Consider the following 20,097-nt stretch of genomic DNA (forward strand, 5'->3'; position numbering starts at 1 on the left):
TGGCGCTTTTTCACGTTCATATATTCCAGCTTCGTATTTTCTACGCATATCTAATTGATTTGAATTGATTTTGGCATCTTTATTGCTTATTTGTACATGAAAGTACCCGGCAGCGGATCAATCGCCTGAAAGACGTTGCATAGGATAAGTAATCCGTTGTTTATATTAGTGTTTTTGTAAATTTTCGTGCAGGGTGGCTGACAGGGGAGTGCCCATGACCCAAGATTGGGCAGGCCTGCCCAATTCGGTGACATCACGACTGCCTGGAAATTGCAAGGGGAGCCAAGTCATGACCAGTACTGTCGAGGCATTCAGCAACGTATTGCTTAAACTGCATGATATTGCCGAATATGCGCCTATTGATCGATATCAGGAACTTGCATTGGATACAGTGCAGGAAATCCTGCCTTTTGATACCGCGTGGTGGGGGATCATGTCTCCCAATGAGATCAGTTTCAGCTTGCACGGCTCGCATCTGCATAACTTGCCGAACTCCTTTGTGCCGATGTGGGAAGAGCTCAAATACGATGATGCGTTGGCAAAGGCGGTGGAAGTCAAACCGGCGCAGACGGTGTATTTTGACCAGCCTGCATTTGACGATGCGCCCGGGCTGGCGACCCTGATGGGCGAACATGCCGTGAAGCAGGCTTTCTGCACTTCCCACTATCTGCCTTCTGAAAATGCTTTTGTCTTTCTGTCTCTTTATCGCGAGCAAGGGTCGCCGCGCTTCACTGTCAGGGAAGGCTTGCTCAACAAATTCCTCATGCCGCATTTGTGCGCACTATGGGAAAGCAACAGGATGCGCTACAGCGAGCAATACAAGGACAGATTGCAAGACGAATCCATCTACCTTGCCATTGTCGACCGGCAGTTCCAGATATTTGACGCCGATAACACCTTCTTCGATATCTTGCGGCAGGAGTGGCCGAAGCTGAACAGCCTGACCCTGCCTCAGGCGATGATTGCCCAAATGAGCCGTGAGACGAGGATTGCTGAAATCAAGTTCTCCAAGATCATTGCGCGTTATGAGTTCATTGGCGATTTCTGTATCCTGGCCATCCGGCAAAGGCAGCGGATCGATTTGCTGACCAAGCGAGAGTTGATGGTGGCCCAAGCCTTTTCCACCGGAGCCAGTTATAAGGATATCGCCAAGTCAGCCAACCTTTCACCCACCACCATACGCTACTACCTGCGGGTGATTTACGATAAGCTCAATGTCAACAACAAGGCCGAAATGGCGACCGTGCTCAGAAACACCTCCCTTTCTGAGTCGCAAAAAACCTGGATGCAGTCTTACCGCGTCATACAACGCGTGAGTGGGCGCGCCAGTGGCCCGATATTCAGCCTACCAGGCAAATGATCTGCGACGTGCAGCCGGAATGGTGGCAATCGCCACAAGATGTGCGTAAGCTTGCGTCCTTCTTTCACTCACTCCAGGCATGTCATGGCGCTCAAATCCACCGTATTCAAGGTCACCCTGCAGGTGGCGGATATGGATCGGCATTATTATCAAGACCATGCGTTGACCTTGGCGCGCCATCCGTCCGAAACGGATGAACGCATGATGGTGCGCTTGCTTGCGTTCGCATTGCAGGCGCATGAGCTGCTGGCATTCGGCCAGGGCATGACGGAAGACGAGGAGGCGGATCTCTGGCGCAAGGACCTCACAGGCAAGATCGAACAATGGATCGATGTGGGGCTGCCGGATGAAAAACTGGTCCGCAAGGCCTGTGGACGGGCGGATGAAGTGTTGGTCTATGCCTATGGCGGCCGTACGGCGGAGATGTGGTTCGAGCAGAACCGCAATGCGTTTGCGCGGCTCAGGAATCTGGGCGTGTTCAACCTGCCGCAGGCGCAGACCAAGGCTTTGGCAGCGCTGGCACAGCGCACGATGACCCTGCAATGCACGATCCAGGACGGCCAGACCTGGTTGAGCGACGGCGCGCGCAGCGTCGAGGTGTCATGCGACAGGGTGAAGTGACCCGCAGGGGTGGCAGCCGCTTTTACAACATGGCAATCCGCAGGATGACGGATCAGTTGACTCAAACCTTGGCAAAGCTGCCTTGTTCCGCATCGCCTAATAATTTCAGCAAATCCGTCCCTTTCAGCGCCAGGGCATAACCCAGTACGCCGCTGCCGATCACTACGGTTTCATAATCCTTCACGCTGTTGTCCACCAACACCTTGAGTCCTTCTGGCAGGGCGACCGGCGGCACGGCGCCGACCACGTAGCCTGTCGCCTCGGGCACTTCGTCATATTCCGCCATGCGCAGTTTGCGCTCGTTGAGGTGGTTGCGCAGGATCGCCCAGTCGGCACGACCGCCGCCAGCCACGGCAAGCAGGATGAACTGGTCCGAACCGGTGCGGAACAGCACGCTGCGCACTACCGATTTAGGGTCCAGTCCCTGGCTTTCCAAAAGCTCTTCCAGGTTGCGAACCGGTTTCTTGTCCTCACTCAACGGGATTTCAATGACGGTGAACGGGATGGAGTGGGCGTTCAGGAGGTCGGTGACGGGAGAGGCGAGTGAAGTCATGATGATCCTTAATCTTGTATTTGATGGTAGGAATTTACCCTATTTTTGCGGGACGTTGGCGCCATGCGGTCTAGTGAGGAATGGCGAATGGGGTATGATGGGATGTGTTGCCACATTATTGATGGCATACATACCCTTCGCCTGATCCCAGAATAATCCTGTCATGCGCGCTTATATAGGTTCTTTTTTCATCGCTATCTGCCTGATGCTGTGCATGAGCGGCCGCGCATATTCGGCATTGGAGGAATCCATCGTCCAATTGCAAACCGCCAACGGCGTGCTTGAAGGGACATTGCTGGTGCCTGAGGCGAGTCGAGGCATGCCCGTGGTCCTTCTGGTGGCAGGGTCTGGCCCGACGGACAGGAACGGCAACCAGCCCGGCCTGCATCACAATGCCTTATTGCAGCTATCCGGTGCGTTGGCCCAGTATGGGATTGCGAGCTTGCGCTACGACAAGCGCGGCGTGGGCCAGAGCATGGGTGCGGCGCCCAGGGAAGAGGATTTGCGTTTCGAGCAATATGCCGCCGACGTGCGGGACTGGGTGAAATGGCTTGCGCGGGACAAGCGCTTCGGCAAGATCACCGTGATCGGCCACAGTGAGGGCTCGCTGCTCGGCATGCTGGCTGCGCGGCAGGCGAAGGTGGCGAATTTTATTTCCATTGCCGGGCCAGGCAGGCCCGCCGACCAATTGTTGCAAATGCAACTGGCTTCTCAGCCTGCCGAGATACAGGCCATGGCATTGCCTGTGCTCGAGAGGTTGAAGCAGGGCAAGACGGTCAGTCCGGTGAACCCTGCCCTGCAGGCATTGTTCCGGCCGAGCGTGCAGCCGTACCTGATTTCGTGGTTCAAATATGACCCAGCTAAAGAAATTGCCAAATTAAAGATGCCGATATTGATCGTGCAGGGGACCGCGGACATCCAGGTGGGTGAAGAGGATGCCAGGCTGCTGGGCTTTGCCAATCAGGATGCTGCCGTGGTGCTGATTGATGGCATGAACCATATTCTCAAGCAATCGGTACCGGACCGGGCGCAGAACTGGAATACCTATACGCAACCCGAGCTGCCTGTGATGCCGGAGTTGACTGCAGTGCTGGCGAGGTTCATCCGCCAGGACGGCAAACTGGATTAGCAATAACGCTGGAGCAATTACCATGTGGGACGAACGATACGGCACCGAGGATTATGCTTACGGCAAGGCCGCGAATACTTTTCTTGCGGAGCATTTCCGCGCCATTCCCCAGGGCCGGGTCCTGAGCATTGCCGAAGGCGAGGGGCGCAATGCGGTATTTCTTGCCAGGCAAGGATACGCCGTGACTGCGGTAGACAGTTCCGCCATTGGGCTGGAAAAAGCCGGGAAGCTTGCCAGGGAGAATGGCGTCGAGATTGAATGCATCCATGCCGACCTCGCCAGTTTCGATTTCGGCGAGCAGCAATGGGACGGTATCGTCTCGATTTTCTGTCCTATGCCGTCGGCCTTGAAGGCCATTGTCTTTCCCAAGATCGTCAAGGGGCTGAAGCCCGGCGGGATTTCCTGCTGGAGGCCTACACGCCTGGGCAATTGGAATACGGCACCGGCGGCGGCAAGGACGCGGACGCCATGATGACCCAAGCCATACTGAGCCGCGAATTGCATGGATTCGTTTTCCATTGCCTGCAGGAAGTGGAGCGCGAAGTGGTGGAAGGCGCTTACCATATCGGGCTGGCCTCGGCGGTGCAGGCGATAGCCGCCAACCCAAACTAAGTGTCAAGGAGCGAGTTGCCATGTTGAAAGTGATCGCGCAGGATTTTATCAAGCCGGAATTTATCGACCTGTTAGCGCCGCTTTGTGCGGAGCGGACCGAGAAGACATGGTAGGAGCCGAACGATAACATAGTAATGGCCTTAGATTTGTTGCTTTTTCTCCTGAAAATCAAAATGCAATTTAAAATTCCATAGTTGGTGGAAATGTAGGTGTTAATTTTTAATTGATAAATCAATAAGTTGTTTTAAGTGTGTTCCCCGCACATGCGGGGATGAACCGGCATAGAGCTAATAAGAGTAACGGCAATGTAAGTGTTCCCCGCACATGCGGGGATGAACCGGCTCATTGGGACCAGAGCGGCTTTATGGCGTGGTGTTCCCCGCACATGCGGGGATGAACCGCCCACGAAAGGGCTTATATTGCGTACGACCTGTTTATTGACCAGAAAGACCCTGGGCATTTCATTTTTGTCGAGGAGTGGCCCGACCAGGCGGCGTTGGATATTCATTGCCAGACCAAGCATTTCCGGCGGCTGGTGCCGGCCATCAACCAGTACCGGCGGCAGGAAGGGATATTCCTGCTGATGGATGCGTTCTCAATGTAGCGCGGCTATAGCCATCCTATGAGCCAGCGTTCCCTCCCGGACGAGAAATCCGGCCTGCATCCGCGCAATCGGCACCGCCAGCGCTACGATTTTGCGTTGCTGGTCGAAGCCCACCCACCCCTGGCAGCGTTTGTCAGGCTCAATCAATATGAGGATGCCAGCATCGACTTCGCCGATGCGCAGGCCGTCAAAACCCTGAACCAGGCTTTGCTCAAGTGTTACTACGGCATCGCAGCATGGGACATCCCGCCGCAATTCCTCTGCCCGCCGATTCCCGGCCGGGCGGATTACGTGCATTGCCTGGCAGACCTGCTGGCCGCAGGCAATGACGGAAACATGCCATATGGCGGCAACGTCAGGGTGCTGGATATCGGGACCGGCGCCAACCTGGTGTATCCCATCATCGGGCAGAAGGAGTACGGCTGGCATTTCGTCGGCACCGATATCAACGTTGAGGCGCTGGAAAATGCGCAAGGGATCGTGGCTGCCAATCCCGGCCTTGCCGGTGCTATTGAATTGCGTTTGCAGCGCAATGTAGGGGCGGTGTTCTCCGGGGTGGTGCAAGAAAGCGAGCGTTTCGACCTGACCATGTGCAATCCACCGTTCCATGCATCCCAGGCGGCGGCGATGGCGGGCACAGAGCGCAAGTGGCATCACCTGGAGCGCAGCCGCGGCAAGCCTACGGGCAAGGGTGTGCGGCGCGTCAGATCAGGCCGCATGTCAGGAAATCGGCTCAATTTTGGCGGGCAGGCCGCCGAGCTCTATTGCGAAGGCGGCGAAGAGGGATTCATCAGCCGCATGATCAAGGAAAGCGCGGCGGTGGGGGCGCAATGCCTCTGGTTTACCACGCTGGTATCCAAGGCGGCGACGTTGCCGGCGGTATACCGCAGCCTGAGGGCGGTGGATGCCTACAAGGTGAAGACCATCGACATGGCACAGGGGCAGAAGAAAAGCCGTTTCGTTGCCTGGACGTTCCACGACACAGCCGGTCAGCGCGCATGGCGTCGCCAGCATTGGCGGGATGTTTGACAAACCTCCGCGAGCGCTCCTGGCCAGATGGCCTGTCGTAAACAGGCGCTAAGCCATGCGGCTGATGGTGTTGCGGAAGCGCGTCAGCGAGACGATGAACAGCACGGTGCCGATCAGCAACAGTGCCAGGAAAGAACCCCAGACCACATCCAGCCCGGCGCCGCGGAACAAGATCGCCTGTCCCAGTTCCACGAAGTGGGTGGTCGGTGCCAGCAGCATGATGTTCTGCACGAATTCCGGCATGCTTTCGCGCGGCGTGAGACCGCCGGACAGCATTTGCAACGGCAGCAGGGTCAGGATCAACAGCATGCCGAACTGCGGCATGTTGCGCGCCAGCGTCGCCATGAAGATGCCCATGGAGGTGGTGGCGAACAAATGCAGGGTGGCGCCCAGCAGGAACAGGCCGATCGAGCCCTGGATGGGCACTTTCAGCAAGCCTTCGACGACGAACACCAGGGAGCAGGTCGAGGCCACCAGCACCACCAGTGCCATGGACCAGACCTTGGCCAGCATGATTTCGGTCGGCGTGACCGGCATCACCAACAAGTGTTCGATGGTGCCATGCTCGCGCTCGCGGATCAGCGCCGCGCCGGTAAGGATGATGGAGAGCATGGTGATGTTGTTGATGATTTCGTTCATGGCGCCAAACCATGACTGGATCAGGCTGGGGTTGAAGCGCATGCGCAACGCCAGCTCGACTGGGAGCTCGGTGGCGCTGCGATAGCGCTGTACGAATTCGTTGACCTCGGTGAGCACGATTTCCTGGATATAACGGTTGCCGGAAAAGGCTTGCGACATGCGCGTGGCATCGACATTGAGCTGTAGCGCAGGCGACTTGCCGGCCAGCACGTCGCGCTGGAAATCGGGTGGGATATGCAGGGCGAACGTGTACTCGCCCGCATCCATGCCCGGGTCGATCTGGCTTTGCGTGATCAGCGGCGGCGTGGAAAAGTGCGGCGGGTAGAACGCGGAGATGATGCGTGCGGACAAGGGTGAGGCATCCTCGTCGACAATGGCGATCGGGGCCTTGTGCAGGGTTTCCGGCACTGCGGTGGCCGAGCTGTAGATCATAAGCGTGAAGGTGTAGCCGATCAGCACCAGCATGACCGGGTCGCGGATCAGGCTCCAGAGCTCCTTGACGCCCAGCCGGTAGATGTTGGCTAGATGGCGCATGGGGCATTGCTCTGGAATGGAATCAGGCGGTGCTGCATGTCATTTGTCCTGTTTCTTCAGTAGGAGCACTGTTGTCACCAGGACCACGGGAATGGCGGCCAACAACGGCCAGAATGAGGCTTGCAGGTCGGAGAAATCCAGCGCCTTGCTGAACACACCGCGGGTGATGATCAGCATATAAGTCGTCGGGTAGATCTCGCCGACGATGCGGCCTGCGCCTTCCAGCGACGAGACCGGGTTGAGCATGCCGGCGAACTGCACCGCCGGGACGATGGAAGCGATCATGGTGAAAAACAGCGCAGCAATCTGGCTGCGGGTGAAGGTGGAGGCGAGCAGGCCAATCCCAGTGGCGACGATGCTATAGAGGAAGGCTGCCAGCGCCAGTGTGGCGAAGCTGCCCTTGACCGGCACGTCGAATACCGTCACGGCGAGCAATACCATCAGCAGGAAATTCAGCATGGCAAGTGCGACATAGGGCAATTGCTTGCCGAGCAGGAATTCGGTGCGGGTCACTGGCGTCACGTACAGGTTGATGATGGAACCCAGCTCCTTCTCGCGCACCACGGACAGGGCGGACAGCATGGCAGGCAGCATGAGCAGCAGCAGAGGGATCACGGCCGGCACCATTGCCGGCAGGCTGCGCACATCTGGATTGTAGCGGTAGCGCGTCTCTATGGTGGCCGCGCTTGCGACCGTGACGCCCAGCCGCTCCTGCGCCTGTTGTTGCAGCCATTGCTGGTGGATACCTTGCACATAGCCCTGCACTGTCTCGGCGCGCTGCGGCATGGCGCCGTTCACCCAGGCGCCGATTTCGGCCCGGCTGCCGCGTTGCACGTCGCGGGCGAACCCCGGCGGTATTTCAATGGCGAGTGACAGTTCGCCGCTGCGCATGCGCTGGTCCAGCTCCTGATAATCCCGGATCGGTGGCTGCTCGATGAAGTAGCGCGAGCCGGAGAGATTGAGCGCGTAATTCTGGCTCAGCGTGGTCTGGTCGCGGTCCAGCACGGCATAGGTCAGGTCCTCGACATCCATGCTGATGCCGAAGCCCATGACGAACATGAGCAGCATCGAGCCTGCCAGGGCGAGGCCGCCGCGTACCGGGTCGCGCTGTAGCTCCAGCATTTCGCGCCAAAGGTAGCTGAACATGCGATTGAAGCTGAAAAACCTAAGCTTGGCCTGATGGCTGCCTTGTGCAATATCCGGCGTTGAGGGAGTGGTTTGTTGGGTGTCATTGGTGCCGGTGTCAGTGCCGCCGCCGGCTTCCACCAGGTAGTCGATGAAAGCCTGCTCCAGCGTATCGGCATTGCGCTGCGCGACGATGTTCGCAGGCGTGTCACTAACCAGCACCTTGCCCGCATGCATCAGCGACATACGGTCGCAGCGCTCGGCCTCGTTCATGAAATGGGTGGAGATGAAGATGGTGACCCGGTCACGGCGCGACAGCTCGATCAACAGGCGCCAGAAATTGTCGCGGGCGACCGGGTCGACGCCGGAGGTTGGTTCGTCGAGAATCAGCAGCTCGGGTTTGTGCACCATGGCGACGGCCAGCGACAGGCGCTGGCGGATGCCGAGCGGCAGGCCATCTGGCAGGCTGTCGAGCGCTTCCTCCAGGTCGAAGCGCTGCACCATTTCATTTACACGGGCGGGAATGTCTGCTTCCGGCACGTGGAACAGGCGGGCATGCAGCACCAGATTCTGCCGGACGGTCAGCTCGGTGTAGAGCGAAAACGCCTGCGACATGTAGCCGACGCGGCGGCGGGTGTCGATGTCCCTGGGGTCGATTTCGTGCCCGAACAGCCAGGCTTGCCCTTCGCTGGCGGGCAGCAGGCCGGTGAGCATTTTCATGGTGGTGGATTTGCCGCAGCCATTGGAGCCGAGAAAGCCGAAAATCTCGCCGCGGCGAATGCGGAAGCTGACGTGGTCGACGGCAACGAAATCGCCGAAACGCATGGTAAGGTCTTTGGCCTCGATGGCGATATCCGCGTTGCTGCCGTCGCCTTCTGGCAAGGGCGGAATCGTGACTTCCTCGTGGCCCTGTTTTTTTTCTTCCGGAAGCAGCGCGATGAACGCGGTTTCGAGGGAGCTGGAGCCCGTGCGTTCAAGCAGTTCCTGTGGCGTTCCCGTCGCCAGTACCTGGCCTTCATCCATTGCCACGAGCCAGTCGAAGCGCTGCGCCTCATCCATATAGGCCGTGGCGACAATGACGCTCATGCTGTTTCTTTCCTGGCGGATGCGCTTGATCAGATCCCAGAACTGGGCACGCGCGAGCGGGTCGACGCCGGTGGTGGGCTCGTCGAGGATCAGCAGGTCGGGGTCGTGGATCAGCGCGCAGCACAGGCCCAGTTTCTGTTTCATGCCGCCGGACAGCTTGCCTGCCGGCCGGTCTAGGAATTTTTGCAGGCCGGTGCTGCGCGTGAGATCGTCGATGCGTCGTCTGCGTTCCTGCGCATCATGGCCGAACAGGCGGCCGAAGAACTGCAGGTTTTCCTCTACCGACAATGTCGGGTAGAGGTTCTTGCCCAGGCCTTGCGGCATATAGGCGATGCGCGGGCAGACATCGTCGCGGTGCTGCTTGCTGGACATATCGCCGCCCAGCGCCTCCACCTTGCCCGTCTGCACCGCCCTTGCACCTGCCACCAGCGACAGAAGGCTGGACTTGCCGACACCGTCCGGGCCTATCATGCCCACCATGCAGCTGGCAGGGATATCGAGGCTGATACCGTCCAGTGCAATGGTCTTGCCGTAATGCAGGCTGACGTCCTGCAAGCGGACTGCGGACGCCACCTGCTGCCGGGTGTCGCTCACTCCGGTACTTTCACCGCGAGTTCAGCCGGCCATTCCGTCTGCTTGTCCACCTTGACCCAGGCTACGCCGGGCAGGCCGGTCTTGACCAGCTTCAGGTGCTTATGCAAGAGTCCGCGGTCTATCTGTGCCTTGACGCGGAACATCAACTTTTGCCGCTCGCTCTCGGTTTCCACTGTTTTGGGGGTGAATTGCGCGGTGCTGGCGACAAATGAAATCGTGGCGGGGATGACGTACTGCGGCGCGGCATCGAGGATGATGCGCGCATCTTCGCCCATTGCCAGCCTGCCGGCGGCAGCTTGGGGCAGGAAGAAGGTCATGTACACATCAGAAAGATCTACCAGGTTGAGCACCTTGCCGCCGCCCGCGAGCACTTCACCAGGTTGCGCAATGCGGTACTGCACGCGTCCATCGCGGGGAGCAGTCAGCTGGCTGTCGGCAATGTCAGCCTCGATACGCGCAATGGTAGCTTCCGCGGCGGCAACAGTGGAGCGTGCGCCAATGACTTGTGCTTTGGCCGCATCGATTGCAGCCTGCGCTGCGGAGACTTGTGCCTTGGCGGCCTCGACGGCAGCCTGTGCACTGCGTACTCTTGCCCGATCGTCATCCAGCTCTTGGATCGATGAGGCGCCTTCTGCCGAGAGCGTTTCGGAACGTGCCAGCCGGCGTTGTGCAGCATCGAGCTCGCTCTCCCGCTGTGCCACCAGCGCTTGCGTTGCGCGCTTGTCGCTTTCACGCAAGGCGACCTGGGCCTGTGCGGCGACTGCGCTATTGAGGGCCTGCTGGTATTGCGCGCGTGCTTCATCACGCTGCGCATTGAGCACGTCTATCTGCATCCTGGCGAGCAATTGCCCTTTCTCGACGAAGTCGCCTTCATTGACCAGGATATCCTCGACTCGACCTGGCAGTTTGGTGGCAACATCGATCTCCACAGCCTCTATGCGCCCATTGCCGCTGGCGAGGCCTTTGGTATTGTCGTCGCCGTTCATGGCCTGCCAGGCATACAAACCGGCAGCAGCCAAGGCGGCGATAATCACGATGGGCACTATTTTCTTGACTCTTGGATTCATGGGGCGTGATCCGTTCAGTTGGAGGGCTGTCGGGCAGCGGGAGTGGTTGAAGGTGGAGGAACGGTAATGGAGTGCGACCCTCCACCCAGGGCGGCATACAGGCTCACCTGACTTGAGAATAGCGCGCGCTGCATTTGCACCAGCTGCTGTTCAACTTCCAGCAGGCTGCGTTCCGCATCCAGCACTTCAAAGTACGAAGTAGCGCCATGGTCGTAGCGCAGCTTGGCGAGACGGGCGCGTTCCGCCTGGGCATCCAGCATCTCTTGCTGGCTGACCAGTTGCTGCCTGATGCTGTGCTGTGCAGCCAGGGCGTCCGCCACTTCGCGGAATGCGGTTTGGATGGTTTGCTCGTAGCTGGTCACGGCCAGGTCGCGCCTGACGTTTGCTAATTCCAGGTTGGAGCGGTTGCGCCAGCCGTCGAATATCGGCAGCGAAATGCTGGGGGCAAAGCTCCAGGCATGGCTGCCTGTATCGAACAATCCATCCAGCTCGCGGCTGGCGGTGCCGAGCGAGGTGGTCAGCGTGACGCGCGGGAAAAATGCGGCGCGCGCTGCGCCTATATTGGCATTGGCTGATTTCAGGATGTGTTCCGCGGCGATGATGTCCGGGCGCTGGGTCAGCACGTCAGATGGCAGTCCCGGCTTGAGCTGGTGCAGCATCTTCGTCTCGGAGAAGGCGTGGCTGGCCGGCGGCAGATCAACGGGCTTGCCCACCAGCAGGGTGAGGGCGTTGAGCTCAATGGCACGGGATTGCTGCAATTGGTAGCGCAGTGTCTGTGCCTGGGCAAGCAGCGCCTGCACCTGTTTCAGGTCCAGTTTGGAAGTGGAGCCTACATCGAACCGGCGCTGGAAAATCCGCACTGATTCCTGGCGGCTTTCTATGGTTTTCTCGGCAATCAGGATGCGCTGGTCCAGCTCGCGCAGGTTGAGGTAGCTGTTCGCCACCTGTGCCACCAGGGAAATGGCGGAAGCGCGCTGCGCAGACTCGGCGGCAAGGAAGGTTTCGAGCGCGGCATCTCTGAGGCTGCGGATACGGCCCCAGAAGTCCAGCTCCCAATTGGTGATGCCGAACCCGACGCGGTATTCGCTCAGGACCATGGGGCGCCCGATCAGGCTCATGTCTTCCGGCGTGCGCGAGCGTCCAAAGCTGCCTTGGGCGTTAAGGCCGGGAAACAGGTCGGCCCGTTGCACGCCATACAACGCCCGTGCACCTTCCACTCGCTGGATCGCGCTGCGCAGGTCACGGTTATTGGCCAGGGCTTCTTGGATCAGGTCTTGCAGGGTGGTATCGGCGAAATAATCCTGCCAGGCCAGGCTTGGGGCGTCGGCGGTGCCTGTGCCGGCCTGGGGGAAATGTTCCGCCACCGGCGCGGCTGGCCGTTCATAGTCGGGGGCCATGGACTGGCAGCCTGCAAGTGCGAGGCATAAGGCTGCAATCGCGATCTGCCAGTGCTGATGCCTGCTCCGTGGAAACGGCAAAGGAGGGGGTGTTTTCATTGTTGTCGTATCTCGCTAGCCCGGGCAAGAAAGCTTTTTGCCTACCCTGATACAAGTAATTTCTAAACTCAACAATGGTTACTTTACTCTAGTTTCAATTACAATTGAAACTGTTTTTGCCAGGAGGCATCGTGACTCCTGGCCATGGCGATCCACCATTAATCAGGCACAACATGAATGTTTCATCCCCATTAAGCCAGCCGCTCGCAGTCCGTGAAATCCGCTCTGACGGCCTGGCCACGCGCAAGCAGCTTTTGCAATCCGCGGGCGAGGTGTTCGCCGAGCGCGGCTATAGCGACACCACGAGCAAGGAAATCTGCGAGCGGGCGAATGCCACAGTGGGTTCGGTGAACTATCATTTCGGCAGCAAGGCGGGTTTGTATCATGCAATATTGGCTGAAGTGACGCAGTATCTCCTGCGTATGGACATGCTGGAAGCAATTGCGGCCAGTCAGCGCCCTGCCAAGGAAAAACTCGAAAAGATACTTGACCTGGTGCTGGTGGCACAGGCCTCGCAGGATTGGCAGATACGCCTGTTTTTCCGCGAGTTGACTTCACCGTCACCCGAATTCATCAACTACCTCAGGCTGGATACGTCTCCCAAGACCGGCATCATCAAACAGATCCTCAGTGAGATCGTGGGGGCCCCGGCCGATTCCGCCATGGTCGACCATTGCCTGCTGAGCATATTTTCCTTGTGCTCATTCCCTTTTATGGCGGACCCGCGCGTGCTGGGACACTGCGTTTCACCCACCTCATGCGAGGTAGCGCCATTGCACCAGCATATCAAGCGCTTCATCCTGGCCGGGCTGGATGCGTTTGCGGTGCGGTAGCGGGTTCTCACTTTCCCATGCGCCGCTGCTTGCACTTTTTCAAACGCGTCCTACTCAGCACAGCGTTTGTGTTGAGCGCTGGATGGGGCGCAATGGCCCTGTTGTACCAGTTTCCTTTCCCCGCATTGAAGGCGCTTGTGGTTGCGGGATGGTTAGGTGTTGCCGGGCTGAGCATATTCGTGGGGCGGCGGCATGGCGTCCTGCGCGGCAGCTTATTGTATATGGTGGCGCTGGCTGTGCTGCTGGGGTGGTGGATGAACCTCAAGCCCTCCAATACGCGCGAGTGGGCTGATGACGTCGCCGAGACCACGACCGCTGTCCGCCATGGCGACGTCGTCACGTTCAGCCATGTGCGCAATTTCGACTGGCGCAGCGAGACCGACTACACCTCGCGCTGGGAACAGCGCCAGTACGACCTTGGCCAGCTCCGCAGCGTGGATATGCTGCTTTCCTACTGGACCGTTCCGGCGATTGCCCATACCCTGGTGTCGTTCGGGTTCGCCGACGGCCGCCAGTTGGTGTTTTCGGTGGAAATCCGCAAGGAGCGCCATGAAGCCTTTTCCGAAATCGGTGGCTTCTTCAAGCAGTTCGAGACCAGCCTGATCGTGGCCGACGAGCGCGACATCGTGCGTGTGCGCACCAATATTCGCGGCGAGGATGTATATCTCTACCGCATCAACATGCCGCAGGACGCCATGCGCGAGCTCTTCCTGGCCTATGCCGACGAGGCGAACCAGCTGGCGGCCAAGCCGCGTTTTTACCATACGGTGACTGCCAACTGCACCACGGTGGTGTATGAAATGGTGCGCAAGATCATCCCGGGATTGCCCATGGACTACCGCTTGCTGCTGTCCGGCTACCTGCCTGAATACCTGTACGGTATCGGCGGCCTGGATAAGCGCTTTCCCCTGGAGGTGCTGCGTCAGCACGGAAGGATTACCGACAGGGCCAAGGCGGCAGACCAGGACCCCGATTTCTCCCGTTTGATCCGCAGCAACATGCCGGATTGACGCTGTCATCGCTATCTACAATCTGCGCGCTGTGTTCATCAGGCGTTCAAGGAAGACACCGCCTAGATTGCAGGATAAATTGCCAGCAGTGATACACTCGCGAATTCACCAATTTCCTGACACATTGCTTTATGAAACTCGCCACCTGGAACGTCAATTCCCTCAATGTCCGCTTGCCGCAGGTACTTGACTGGATCGCTGTTGAAAAGCCGGATGTGCTCTGCCTGCAGGAAACCAAGCAGGAGGACAGCAAGTTTCCCTTTGATGCATTGAAGGAAGCTGGGTATAACGCCGTCCATAGCGGTCAGAAAACCTATAATGGCGTGGCAATTCTCAGTCCGCATGAAATCGAGGATGTCACCTACGGCATTCCCGGATTGAACGATGAACAGAAGCGACTGGTGGCAGCCACCATCAATGACATCAGGATAGTGTGTGCATACATTCCGAACGGGCAGAGCCTGGACTCCGATAAATACCAGTATAAGCTGGGATGGTTGGAAGCCCTCACGGCTTATCTCAAGACCGAGCTCGCTGCCCATCCGAAACTGGCTTTGCTGGGAGATTACAACATTGCCCCGGAGGACCGTGATGTGCATGACCCGGTGGCATGGGCGGGGCAGGTGCTGGTGAGCGAGCCAGAGCGCGCGGCATTCCGTGCCATCATGGCATTGGGCCTGCATGACGGCTTCCGCCTGTTTGATCAGGAGCCGGACAGCTTCAGCTGGTGGGACTACCGCATGGCTGGTTTCCGCCGCAACCTGGGCTTGCGCATTGACCACATCCTGGTCAGCGAGGCATTGAAGAGCGAGTGCATGCGTTGCTGGATAGACAAAGGGCCGCGAAAGCTGGAACGGCCATCCGACCATACGCCGGTGGTGTTGCAGCTTGCATGCTGAGACGGCCATTTCCACACTGGGCTGAAAAAGGGAATGTGCGATATTTGACTGTCCTAGTTTCAGTGAGCAAGCTGGGATGTGGTAAGTGGCGGGATAGCGAACGTCATTTACTGGATGAATAAAGATATGATGCATTGTTGAGGAAGATATGCGTTCTACAGATGAGCAAACTTTAGAAGCTATCCTGGCCCGGCGTTCTGCCTGGCCGTTGAGCGAACCGGCGCCTGCGCCGGCAGAGCTGGAGAGCATACTGCAGGCTGCCGCCGTTGCACCGGATCATGCTGGCTTGCGGCCCTGGCATTTCAAGGTAGTGCAAGGCGACGACCGGCAGGCGCTGCTGCACAGGGTATTGCAGCACCCGGACGCCCAGAACGAACAGGTACAGGTATTGCAAGGAAAGTACACTATGAAGTTGACCACGGCCCCTGTCGTAATCGTGCTGGCTGCGCGCATCACGGTTCATCCCAAGGTGCCGGAGTTTGAGCAGTTGTTGGCGGCCGGGGCTGCCGTCATGAATATGCTCAACGCCGCCCACCTCCTGGGATATAGCGGCTTCTGGAGCAGCACGCCGGAGCCGTTGGCTGCCTTGTTGCACAACGTCATGGGGTTCGGCTCACAGGAACGTATCATTGGCTTGTTGAATGTAGGAATGCCTGCCAGTGCAGCCAGGACCGCCGTGGCCCGCCCATCCTGGCAGGAATATGCCCAGTTATGGCATGCCTGATGGCTGCCAGGCGCTATCCTGTGCAAAAACCGTCAGCTAACACAAGTCCATGACGCCATGATGTCAACGTGGTCAATGGGATAGCCGTTAAAAGCATCCTTGTGACAGAAAAGGCGTTAAGATGAATATCGCAAGTCATTATGAGGAGGTTGTGCCTGCAGCATTGTTCCGCAGACCGCAGAGTTTGTTTATTTATGTGAAGATTCCGATCAGGTCCCGTGCAAGGCCGGACCCCTTCCACCAGCGCGAGCACGAGCTTGCGCGGCTGCTGCAGGAAGCCGATGCAGGCACTGTGATAGGCTGGGGGCAGTCGTTTAGTGATGCTGGACAGGACGGTTACCAGCGCGTGGTGTATCAGCGTGTCGATATTACGACGAGCGACATCGGCAAGGCGCGCCCCGTATTGCGTACAATGCTTGAAACGCTTGCAGTGCCTGCCGGTACCGAAGTGCACTACACCCATCAAGGACAGGCATTGATGGATATTTATACCCACGGTGGCTGGCGCCTGGATCAACCCTATACCTGATACGCCTGGGTAGTCTTCACCCAGTCTGCTCAAGTTAATATTCCCGAAAGGCCGCGCTCGGTACGGCATGGTCTTTCCATTATCATGGCCGCTTCATCCTAATGACGACAGGGCACACCCTGTGAGGCCATGAATGCATGATTATTTCCTGATCACCATCCATCTTGTCAGCGCCATCGTGGCCGGCGGCATCATTGGCCTGGAGCGCAGCTTCCATGGCCGTCCTGCCGGTTTCCGCACACATACGTTGGTTTGCCTGGCTTCGAGTCTGCTCATGTTGTTGACGCTGTATCAGTGGCAGCTGTTGCCCGGAGTACCTAGGGATACCATCAATGCTGATCCTTCCCGCATGGCGCAAGGCATCATGACTGGCATCGGCTTTCTCGGCGCCGGCGTGATCTTCAAGGAAGGGTTTACAGTGCGCGGCCTGACGACGGCTGCTTCTATCTGGATCACCGCTGCGATCGGCATCATGTTCGGCATCGGTTTTTATTTCCCCGCAGTACTGGCCACCCTGATGACGCTGGGCACGCTTTCCCTGTTCCGCTGGATAGAGGTACGCCTGCCTTCCCATTATTATGCGCATTACCAGGTATCGTTTGATCGGCAAAGCCCGATGCCCGAAAGCGAGCTGCGCCAGTTCATCATGGACAAGGGGTTCACCATCGCCAATATGAGCTATGCCATTTCGCATGAAGGACGGCTGCTGGAGTACAGCATGATTCTCAGAACCTCCGACCAAGACAATATTTCCGTGTTGGCACATGCCTCGCAAAGCATGGAGATCGTCCGTATCTTTCGCATTGCGCCGACAAGGGATTAAGCGGAGCCGTCCTTTAACATTCAGCGGAAACGCTGGCTGGGCATTCTTCTGCAGACGCCTTGGGCATCGTCCCTTGCGATATCAAGATGTGGCCATGCTTTGTGCTGCGGCTGGCGAGCAAGCGGAATGTGCCGTTGCGCATGGCAATCTTCCGCGCCGTGATCCAGTTTTGCTTGCAACCTTCTATAGGCGCTGCATTGCCGTGCCTCACTATCCTGCGCGGCAACGCAGCCGTAGCCTGCGTCCCGGGTTGGATCATTAAAACTTGCGGCCGGGTGTCGTCCCGGTGCGCTTTCATGGCAATATCACGCCATGCAGAATAACCAAGACAAGACCATGCAGGACTGGGTGGACCGGCGGCGTTATGCCGCGGGCTATAGCGGGCAGCCTTTCAACTCGGATGAGGTGGATGGGGAATACCAGCGTGACCGCGCGCGCATCATCCATTCCGCCTCATTCCGCCGGCTGCAGTCCAAGACGCAGATTTTCAGCATCGGCGACAGCGACTTCTACCGCACCAGGCTCACGCACTCGCTCGAGGTCGCGCAGATCGGCTCGGGCATCTGCGAGCAGTTGCGCCAGCAATACAGAGCCCATGCAGAATACAGTACCTGGATTCCTTCCCTGAGCCTGATCGAGGCCATTTGCCTGGGTCATGACCTCGGGCACCCGCCGTTCGGGCATGGCGGCGAAGTGGCCCTGAATGCCTTCATGCATGCGCATGGCGGCTTCGAGGGCAACGGGCAGACGCTGCGCATCATCGCCCGCCTGGGCGAGTACTCGCCCGAGCACGGGCTGGACCTGACACGCCGCACCATGCTGGGCCTGCTGAAATACCCGGTGTTGCACAGCGAAGCGGCGAATTACAGCACGGCGGCGCAGGGTGTTTCTTCCAACATTGAATACGCCAAGCCGCCCAAGTGTATCCATGATGACGAGGCGGATATCCTGGATTGGATACTTGCGCCGCTACCCGAGCCAGACCGTGCCCGCTTCCGCGAAACCCGGCCGGTAGAGGGCAAGCATGCCAAGGCGTTGCACAAGGGATTCGATACGTCGATCATGGAGCTTGCGGACGATATCGCCTATGGCGTGCACGACCTGGAGGACGCGCTGGCGCTAGAGCTGGTCACCGAAAGGCAATGGAAGGCGCTGGTGATGATGCAGGTTCAAGCCTTGCCCGGCTGTCCTTTGCATGAACAGGCTGATTTCTACAACAGCAAGCTGTTCTCCGGCAGCGATCGTGACCGCAAGCATGCGATCAGCAAGCTAGTGAATTATTTCATCGGCAATATCCATATCAGCGAGCAGGGGGACTTCGTTTCCCCGTTGTTGCGCTTGCAGGCGGAAATGCAGCCGGAGGCTCGTGCATTGCTCGATATCCTCAAGAAGTTCGTTTTCGATGAAGTCATCCGCCGGCCGCAAATCCAGGCCCTGGAGTTCAAGGGACAGCAGATGATCATGCGCTTGTTTTCCACATTGCTGGAAAACCCAGAGCGCCTGCTGCCAGCCGCCCATCTGGTGCAGTGGCGCGATAGCCCGCAATCCATGCGGGTGATCTGCGACTATATCGCCAGCATGACCGATGTCTACGCCGCCCGCTTGTACAACCGTCTGTTCAGCCCGGATATAGGCTCGGTGTTTGATCGGTTGTAATGCCTATTGCCTGTGTAAGAGATATTCAAGGAGGGGTGATGAAGCATGTTTCGTTGATGCTGTTGTGCTGTTTGCCATTGGGAGCCTGCCATTCAGGGAGCGGACCTCAAGCTCGGCTTTATCAATGCGAAAGTGGTGGTGTGGCGCAGGTGGCGTATACGCAGGACAAGGCCGTGCTGCAATACCAGGAAAACACACACACGCTGACACAGGCGATCTCCGCGAGCGGGGCGCGTTATCGTAATGATGCACTCGAATGGTGGAGCAAGGGGGACGAAGCGACCTTGTTTACCGATGACCATGGGAATGCGGGAGACATCCTCGATCGCTGCAGGCATGTTCCGCACCACTGACCTCTAATTGCTGACAATTGTTGACGTTTTGATGCCGTTCAAGGGCGAAAAACCCTCCTATACTGGCGCTTGGCTATCGTTTGTCGATAGGGTGGCCGTAGACAGCTTATCAAGGAGGATCAAACAATGAATCGATATGGTGCGGAATTTTTGGGAACATTCTGGCTGGTGCTGGGTGGGTGTGGCAGTGCAGTATTGGCTGCAGCATTTCCGGAGGTGGGCATCGGCCTGCATGGCGTATCGCTGGCATTCGGCTTGACGGTGCTTACGATGGCATTTGCCATTGGTCATATTTCCGGCTGCCATTTGAATCCCGCAGTATCGATTGGTTTGTGGGCGGGCGGTCGCTTCGCAGGCAGCCAGCTGCTACCCTACATTGTTGCGCAGGTGTTGGGTGCAATAGCGGCTGGCGGCGTGCTTTATCTCATTGCGAGCGGCCAGGCCGGATTCGATGTCACTGCAGGATTTGCTTCCAATGGCTACGGGGAGCATTCGCCAGGCGGATATACCATGACGGCCGCATTGGTCGCGGAAGTGGTGCTCACCGCCTTCTTCCTGTTCATCATCATGGGCGCGACTGACCAGCGCGCACCAGCAGGTTTCGCACCGATTGCGATCGGCCTGACCTTGACCCTGATCCACTTGATTAGTATCCCTGTCACCAACACCTCCGTGAATCCGGCGCGCAGTACCGGCGTGGCCGTATATGCAGGTGGCTGGGCCGTAGACCAGCTCTGGCTGTTCTGGATCGCGCCTATCGTGGGTGGTGTGATCGGTGCCTGGGTGTATCGCGCTGTGGCGGGCAGTAAAGCCTGACACCC

At 58.2% G+C, this 20,097-nt stretch carries 21 protein-coding genes and 1 pseudogene; 16 read left to right on the forward strand and 6 right to left on the reverse strand.

The features are described 5' to 3' along the window. Positions 1 to 289: 289 nt before the first annotated feature. Positions 290 to 1,360 (forward strand): response regulator transcription factor, encoded by a 1,071-nt coding sequence (locus MFLA_RS00835; RefSeq protein WP_048811473.1) that lies wholly within the window; start codon positions 290 to 292, stop codon positions 1,358 to 1,360. 84 nt (positions 1,361 to 1,444) lie between these two features. Continuing rightward, positions 1,445 to 1,981, forward strand: coding sequence for a YaeQ family protein (locus tag MFLA_RS00840; RefSeq protein ID WP_048811474.1), 537 nt, complete (start codon positions 1,445 to 1,447; stop codon positions 1,979 to 1,981). 61 nt (positions 1,982 to 2,042) lie between these two features. Here MFLA_RS00840 and MFLA_RS00845 read toward each other — a convergent pair whose 3' ends face one another. Then, a complete protein-coding gene (locus MFLA_RS00845) occupies positions 2,043 to 2,534 on the reverse strand; it encodes an aminoacyl-tRNA deacylase (protein ID WP_011478529.1) in 492 nt (163 codons plus the stop codon). Positions 2,535 to 2,697: 163 nt separating this feature from the next. On the opposite strand from MFLA_RS00845, the gene MFLA_RS00850 reads away from it, so the two are divergent. The 5 genes and pseudogenes from MFLA_RS00850 to rlmF all read left to right on the forward strand — a co-directional run bounded on the left by MFLA_RS00850 (position 2,698) and on the right by rlmF (position 5,908). After that, positions 2,698 to 3,663 (forward strand): alpha/beta hydrolase, encoded by a 966-nt coding sequence (locus MFLA_RS00850; protein WP_011478530.1) that lies wholly within the window; start codon positions 2,698 to 2,700, stop codon positions 3,661 to 3,663. A gap of 22 nt (positions 3,664 to 3,685) precedes the next feature. Then, positions 3,686 to 4,135: a class I SAM-dependent methyltransferase gene (locus MFLA_RS00855; RefSeq protein ID WP_011478531.1), complete on the forward strand. Its 450-nt coding sequence runs from the start codon at positions 3,686 to 3,688 to the stop codon at positions 4,133 to 4,135. Beyond that, positions 4,132 to 4,275, forward strand: a complete 144-nt coding sequence (locus MFLA_RS14795) for a hypothetical protein (RefSeq protein WP_229407083.1) — start codon at positions 4,132 to 4,134, stop codon at positions 4,273 to 4,275. The genes MFLA_RS00855 and MFLA_RS14795 overlap by 4 nt, the downstream gene beginning before the upstream one ends. 415 nt (positions 4,276 to 4,690) lie before the next feature. Continuing rightward, positions 4,691 to 4,879, forward strand: a pseudogene (locus MFLA_RS15065) (putative quinol monooxygenase); the annotation flags it as partial. An 18-nt stretch (positions 4,880 to 4,897) separates the two neighbouring features. After that, positions 4,898 to 5,908, forward strand: coding sequence for a 23S rRNA (adenine(1618)-N(6))-methyltransferase RlmF (rlmF, locus tag MFLA_RS00865; protein ID WP_011478533.1), 1,011 nt, complete (start codon positions 4,898 to 4,900; stop codon positions 5,906 to 5,908). Positions 5,909 to 5,956: 48 nt separating this feature from the next. Here the strand turns inward: rlmF and MFLA_RS00870 are convergent, their stop codons facing one another. Genes MFLA_RS00870 through MFLA_RS00885 form a run of 4 tightly spaced genes read right to left on the reverse strand, consistent with a single transcriptional unit; the run spans position 5,957 to position 12,449 of the window. After that, positions 5,957 to 7,081, reverse strand: coding sequence for an ABC transporter permease (locus MFLA_RS00870; protein WP_011478534.1), 1,125 nt, complete (start codon positions 7,079 to 7,081; stop codon positions 5,957 to 5,959). 39 nt (positions 7,082 to 7,120) lie between these two features. Further along, the gene (rbbA, locus tag MFLA_RS00875) at positions 7,121 to 9,886 is read right to left on the reverse strand and encodes a ribosome-associated ATPase/putative transporter RbbA (RefSeq protein ID WP_011478535.1); all 2,766 of its coding nucleotides are present in this window, start codon (positions 9,884 to 9,886) and stop codon (positions 7,121 to 7,123) included. After that, entirely contained in the window at positions 9,883 to 10,953 is a 1,071-nt protein-coding gene (locus MFLA_RS00880; RefSeq protein WP_011478536.1) for an HlyD family secretion protein, read from the reverse strand. The genes rbbA and MFLA_RS00880 overlap by 4 nt, the downstream gene beginning before the upstream one ends. A 14-nt stretch (positions 10,954 to 10,967) precedes the next feature. After that, positions 10,968 to 12,449 carry an efflux transporter outer membrane subunit gene (locus tag MFLA_RS00885; RefSeq protein ID WP_011478537.1) on the reverse strand — a complete coding sequence of 494 codons (1,482 nt, stop codon included), beginning with the start codon at positions 12,447 to 12,449 and terminating at the stop codon, positions 10,968 to 10,970. 173 nt (positions 12,450 to 12,622) lie between these two features. On the opposite strand from MFLA_RS00885, the gene MFLA_RS00890 reads away from it, so the two are divergent. The 6 genes from MFLA_RS00890 to MFLA_RS00915 all read left to right on the forward strand — a co-directional run bounded on the left by MFLA_RS00890 (position 12,623) and on the right by MFLA_RS00915 (position 17,267). Then, a complete protein-coding gene (locus MFLA_RS00890; RefSeq protein WP_195742040.1) occupies positions 12,623 to 13,282 on the forward strand; it encodes a CerR family C-terminal domain-containing protein in 660 nt (219 codons plus the stop codon). A 92-nt stretch (positions 13,283 to 13,374) separates the two neighbouring features. Further along, positions 13,375 to 14,292: an Lnb N-terminal periplasmic domain-containing protein gene (locus MFLA_RS00895; RefSeq protein WP_229407085.1), complete on the forward strand. Its 918-nt coding sequence runs from the start codon at positions 13,375 to 13,377 to the stop codon at positions 14,290 to 14,292. Positions 14,293 to 14,423: 131 nt separating this feature from the next. Further along, positions 14,424 to 15,191: an exodeoxyribonuclease III gene (xth, locus tag MFLA_RS00900; protein WP_011478540.1), complete on the forward strand. Its 768-nt coding sequence runs from the start codon at positions 14,424 to 14,426 to the stop codon at positions 15,189 to 15,191. A gap of 148 nt (positions 15,192 to 15,339) precedes the next feature. After that, complete coding sequence (locus tag MFLA_RS00905) at positions 15,340 to 15,915, forward strand: nitroreductase family protein (protein WP_011478541.1); 576 nt, start codon at positions 15,340 to 15,342, stop codon at positions 15,913 to 15,915. A gap of 121 nt (positions 15,916 to 16,036) precedes the next feature. After that, on the forward strand, positions 16,037 to 16,444 hold the full coding sequence (locus MFLA_RS00910; RefSeq protein ID WP_011478542.1) for a hypothetical protein: 408 nt from the start codon (positions 16,037 to 16,039) through the stop codon (positions 16,442 to 16,444). 133 nt (positions 16,445 to 16,577) lie between these two features. Continuing rightward, complete coding sequence (locus tag MFLA_RS00915; protein WP_011478543.1) at positions 16,578 to 17,267, forward strand: MgtC/SapB family protein; 690 nt, start codon at positions 16,578 to 16,580, stop codon at positions 17,265 to 17,267. 13 nt (positions 17,268 to 17,280) lie between these two features. Here MFLA_RS00915 and MFLA_RS00920 read toward each other — a convergent pair whose 3' ends face one another. Then, the gene (locus tag MFLA_RS00920) at positions 17,281 to 17,565 is read right to left on the reverse strand and encodes a hypothetical protein (RefSeq protein WP_011478544.1); all 285 of its coding nucleotides are present in this window, start codon (positions 17,563 to 17,565) and stop codon (positions 17,281 to 17,283) included. Positions 17,566 to 17,579: 14 nt separating this feature from the next. On the opposite strand from MFLA_RS00920, the gene MFLA_RS00925 reads away from it, so the two are divergent. From MFLA_RS00925 to aqpZ, 3 genes are all read left to right on the forward strand, one after another. Continuing rightward, the gene (locus tag MFLA_RS00925) at positions 17,580 to 18,923 is read left to right on the forward strand and encodes an anti-phage deoxyguanosine triphosphatase (protein WP_011478545.1); all 1,344 of its coding nucleotides are present in this window, start codon (positions 17,580 to 17,582) and stop codon (positions 18,921 to 18,923) included. Between the two features lie 38 nt (positions 18,924 to 18,961). After that, positions 18,962 to 19,276: an MliC family protein gene (locus MFLA_RS00930; protein ID WP_011478546.1), complete on the forward strand. Its 315-nt coding sequence runs from the start codon at positions 18,962 to 18,964 to the stop codon at positions 19,274 to 19,276. A 126-nt stretch (positions 19,277 to 19,402) separates the two neighbouring features. Then, entirely contained in the window at positions 19,403 to 20,092 is a 690-nt protein-coding gene (gene aqpZ, locus MFLA_RS00935; protein ID WP_011478547.1) for an aquaporin Z, read from the forward strand. The last annotated feature ends 5 nt before the right edge of the window (positions 20,093 to 20,097 follow it).

Origin of the sequence: Methylobacillus flagellatus KT (assembly GCF_000013705.1) — a bacterium.
Lineage (GTDB): Bacteria > Pseudomonadota > Gammaproteobacteria > Burkholderiales > Methylophilaceae > Methylobacillus > Methylobacillus flagellatus.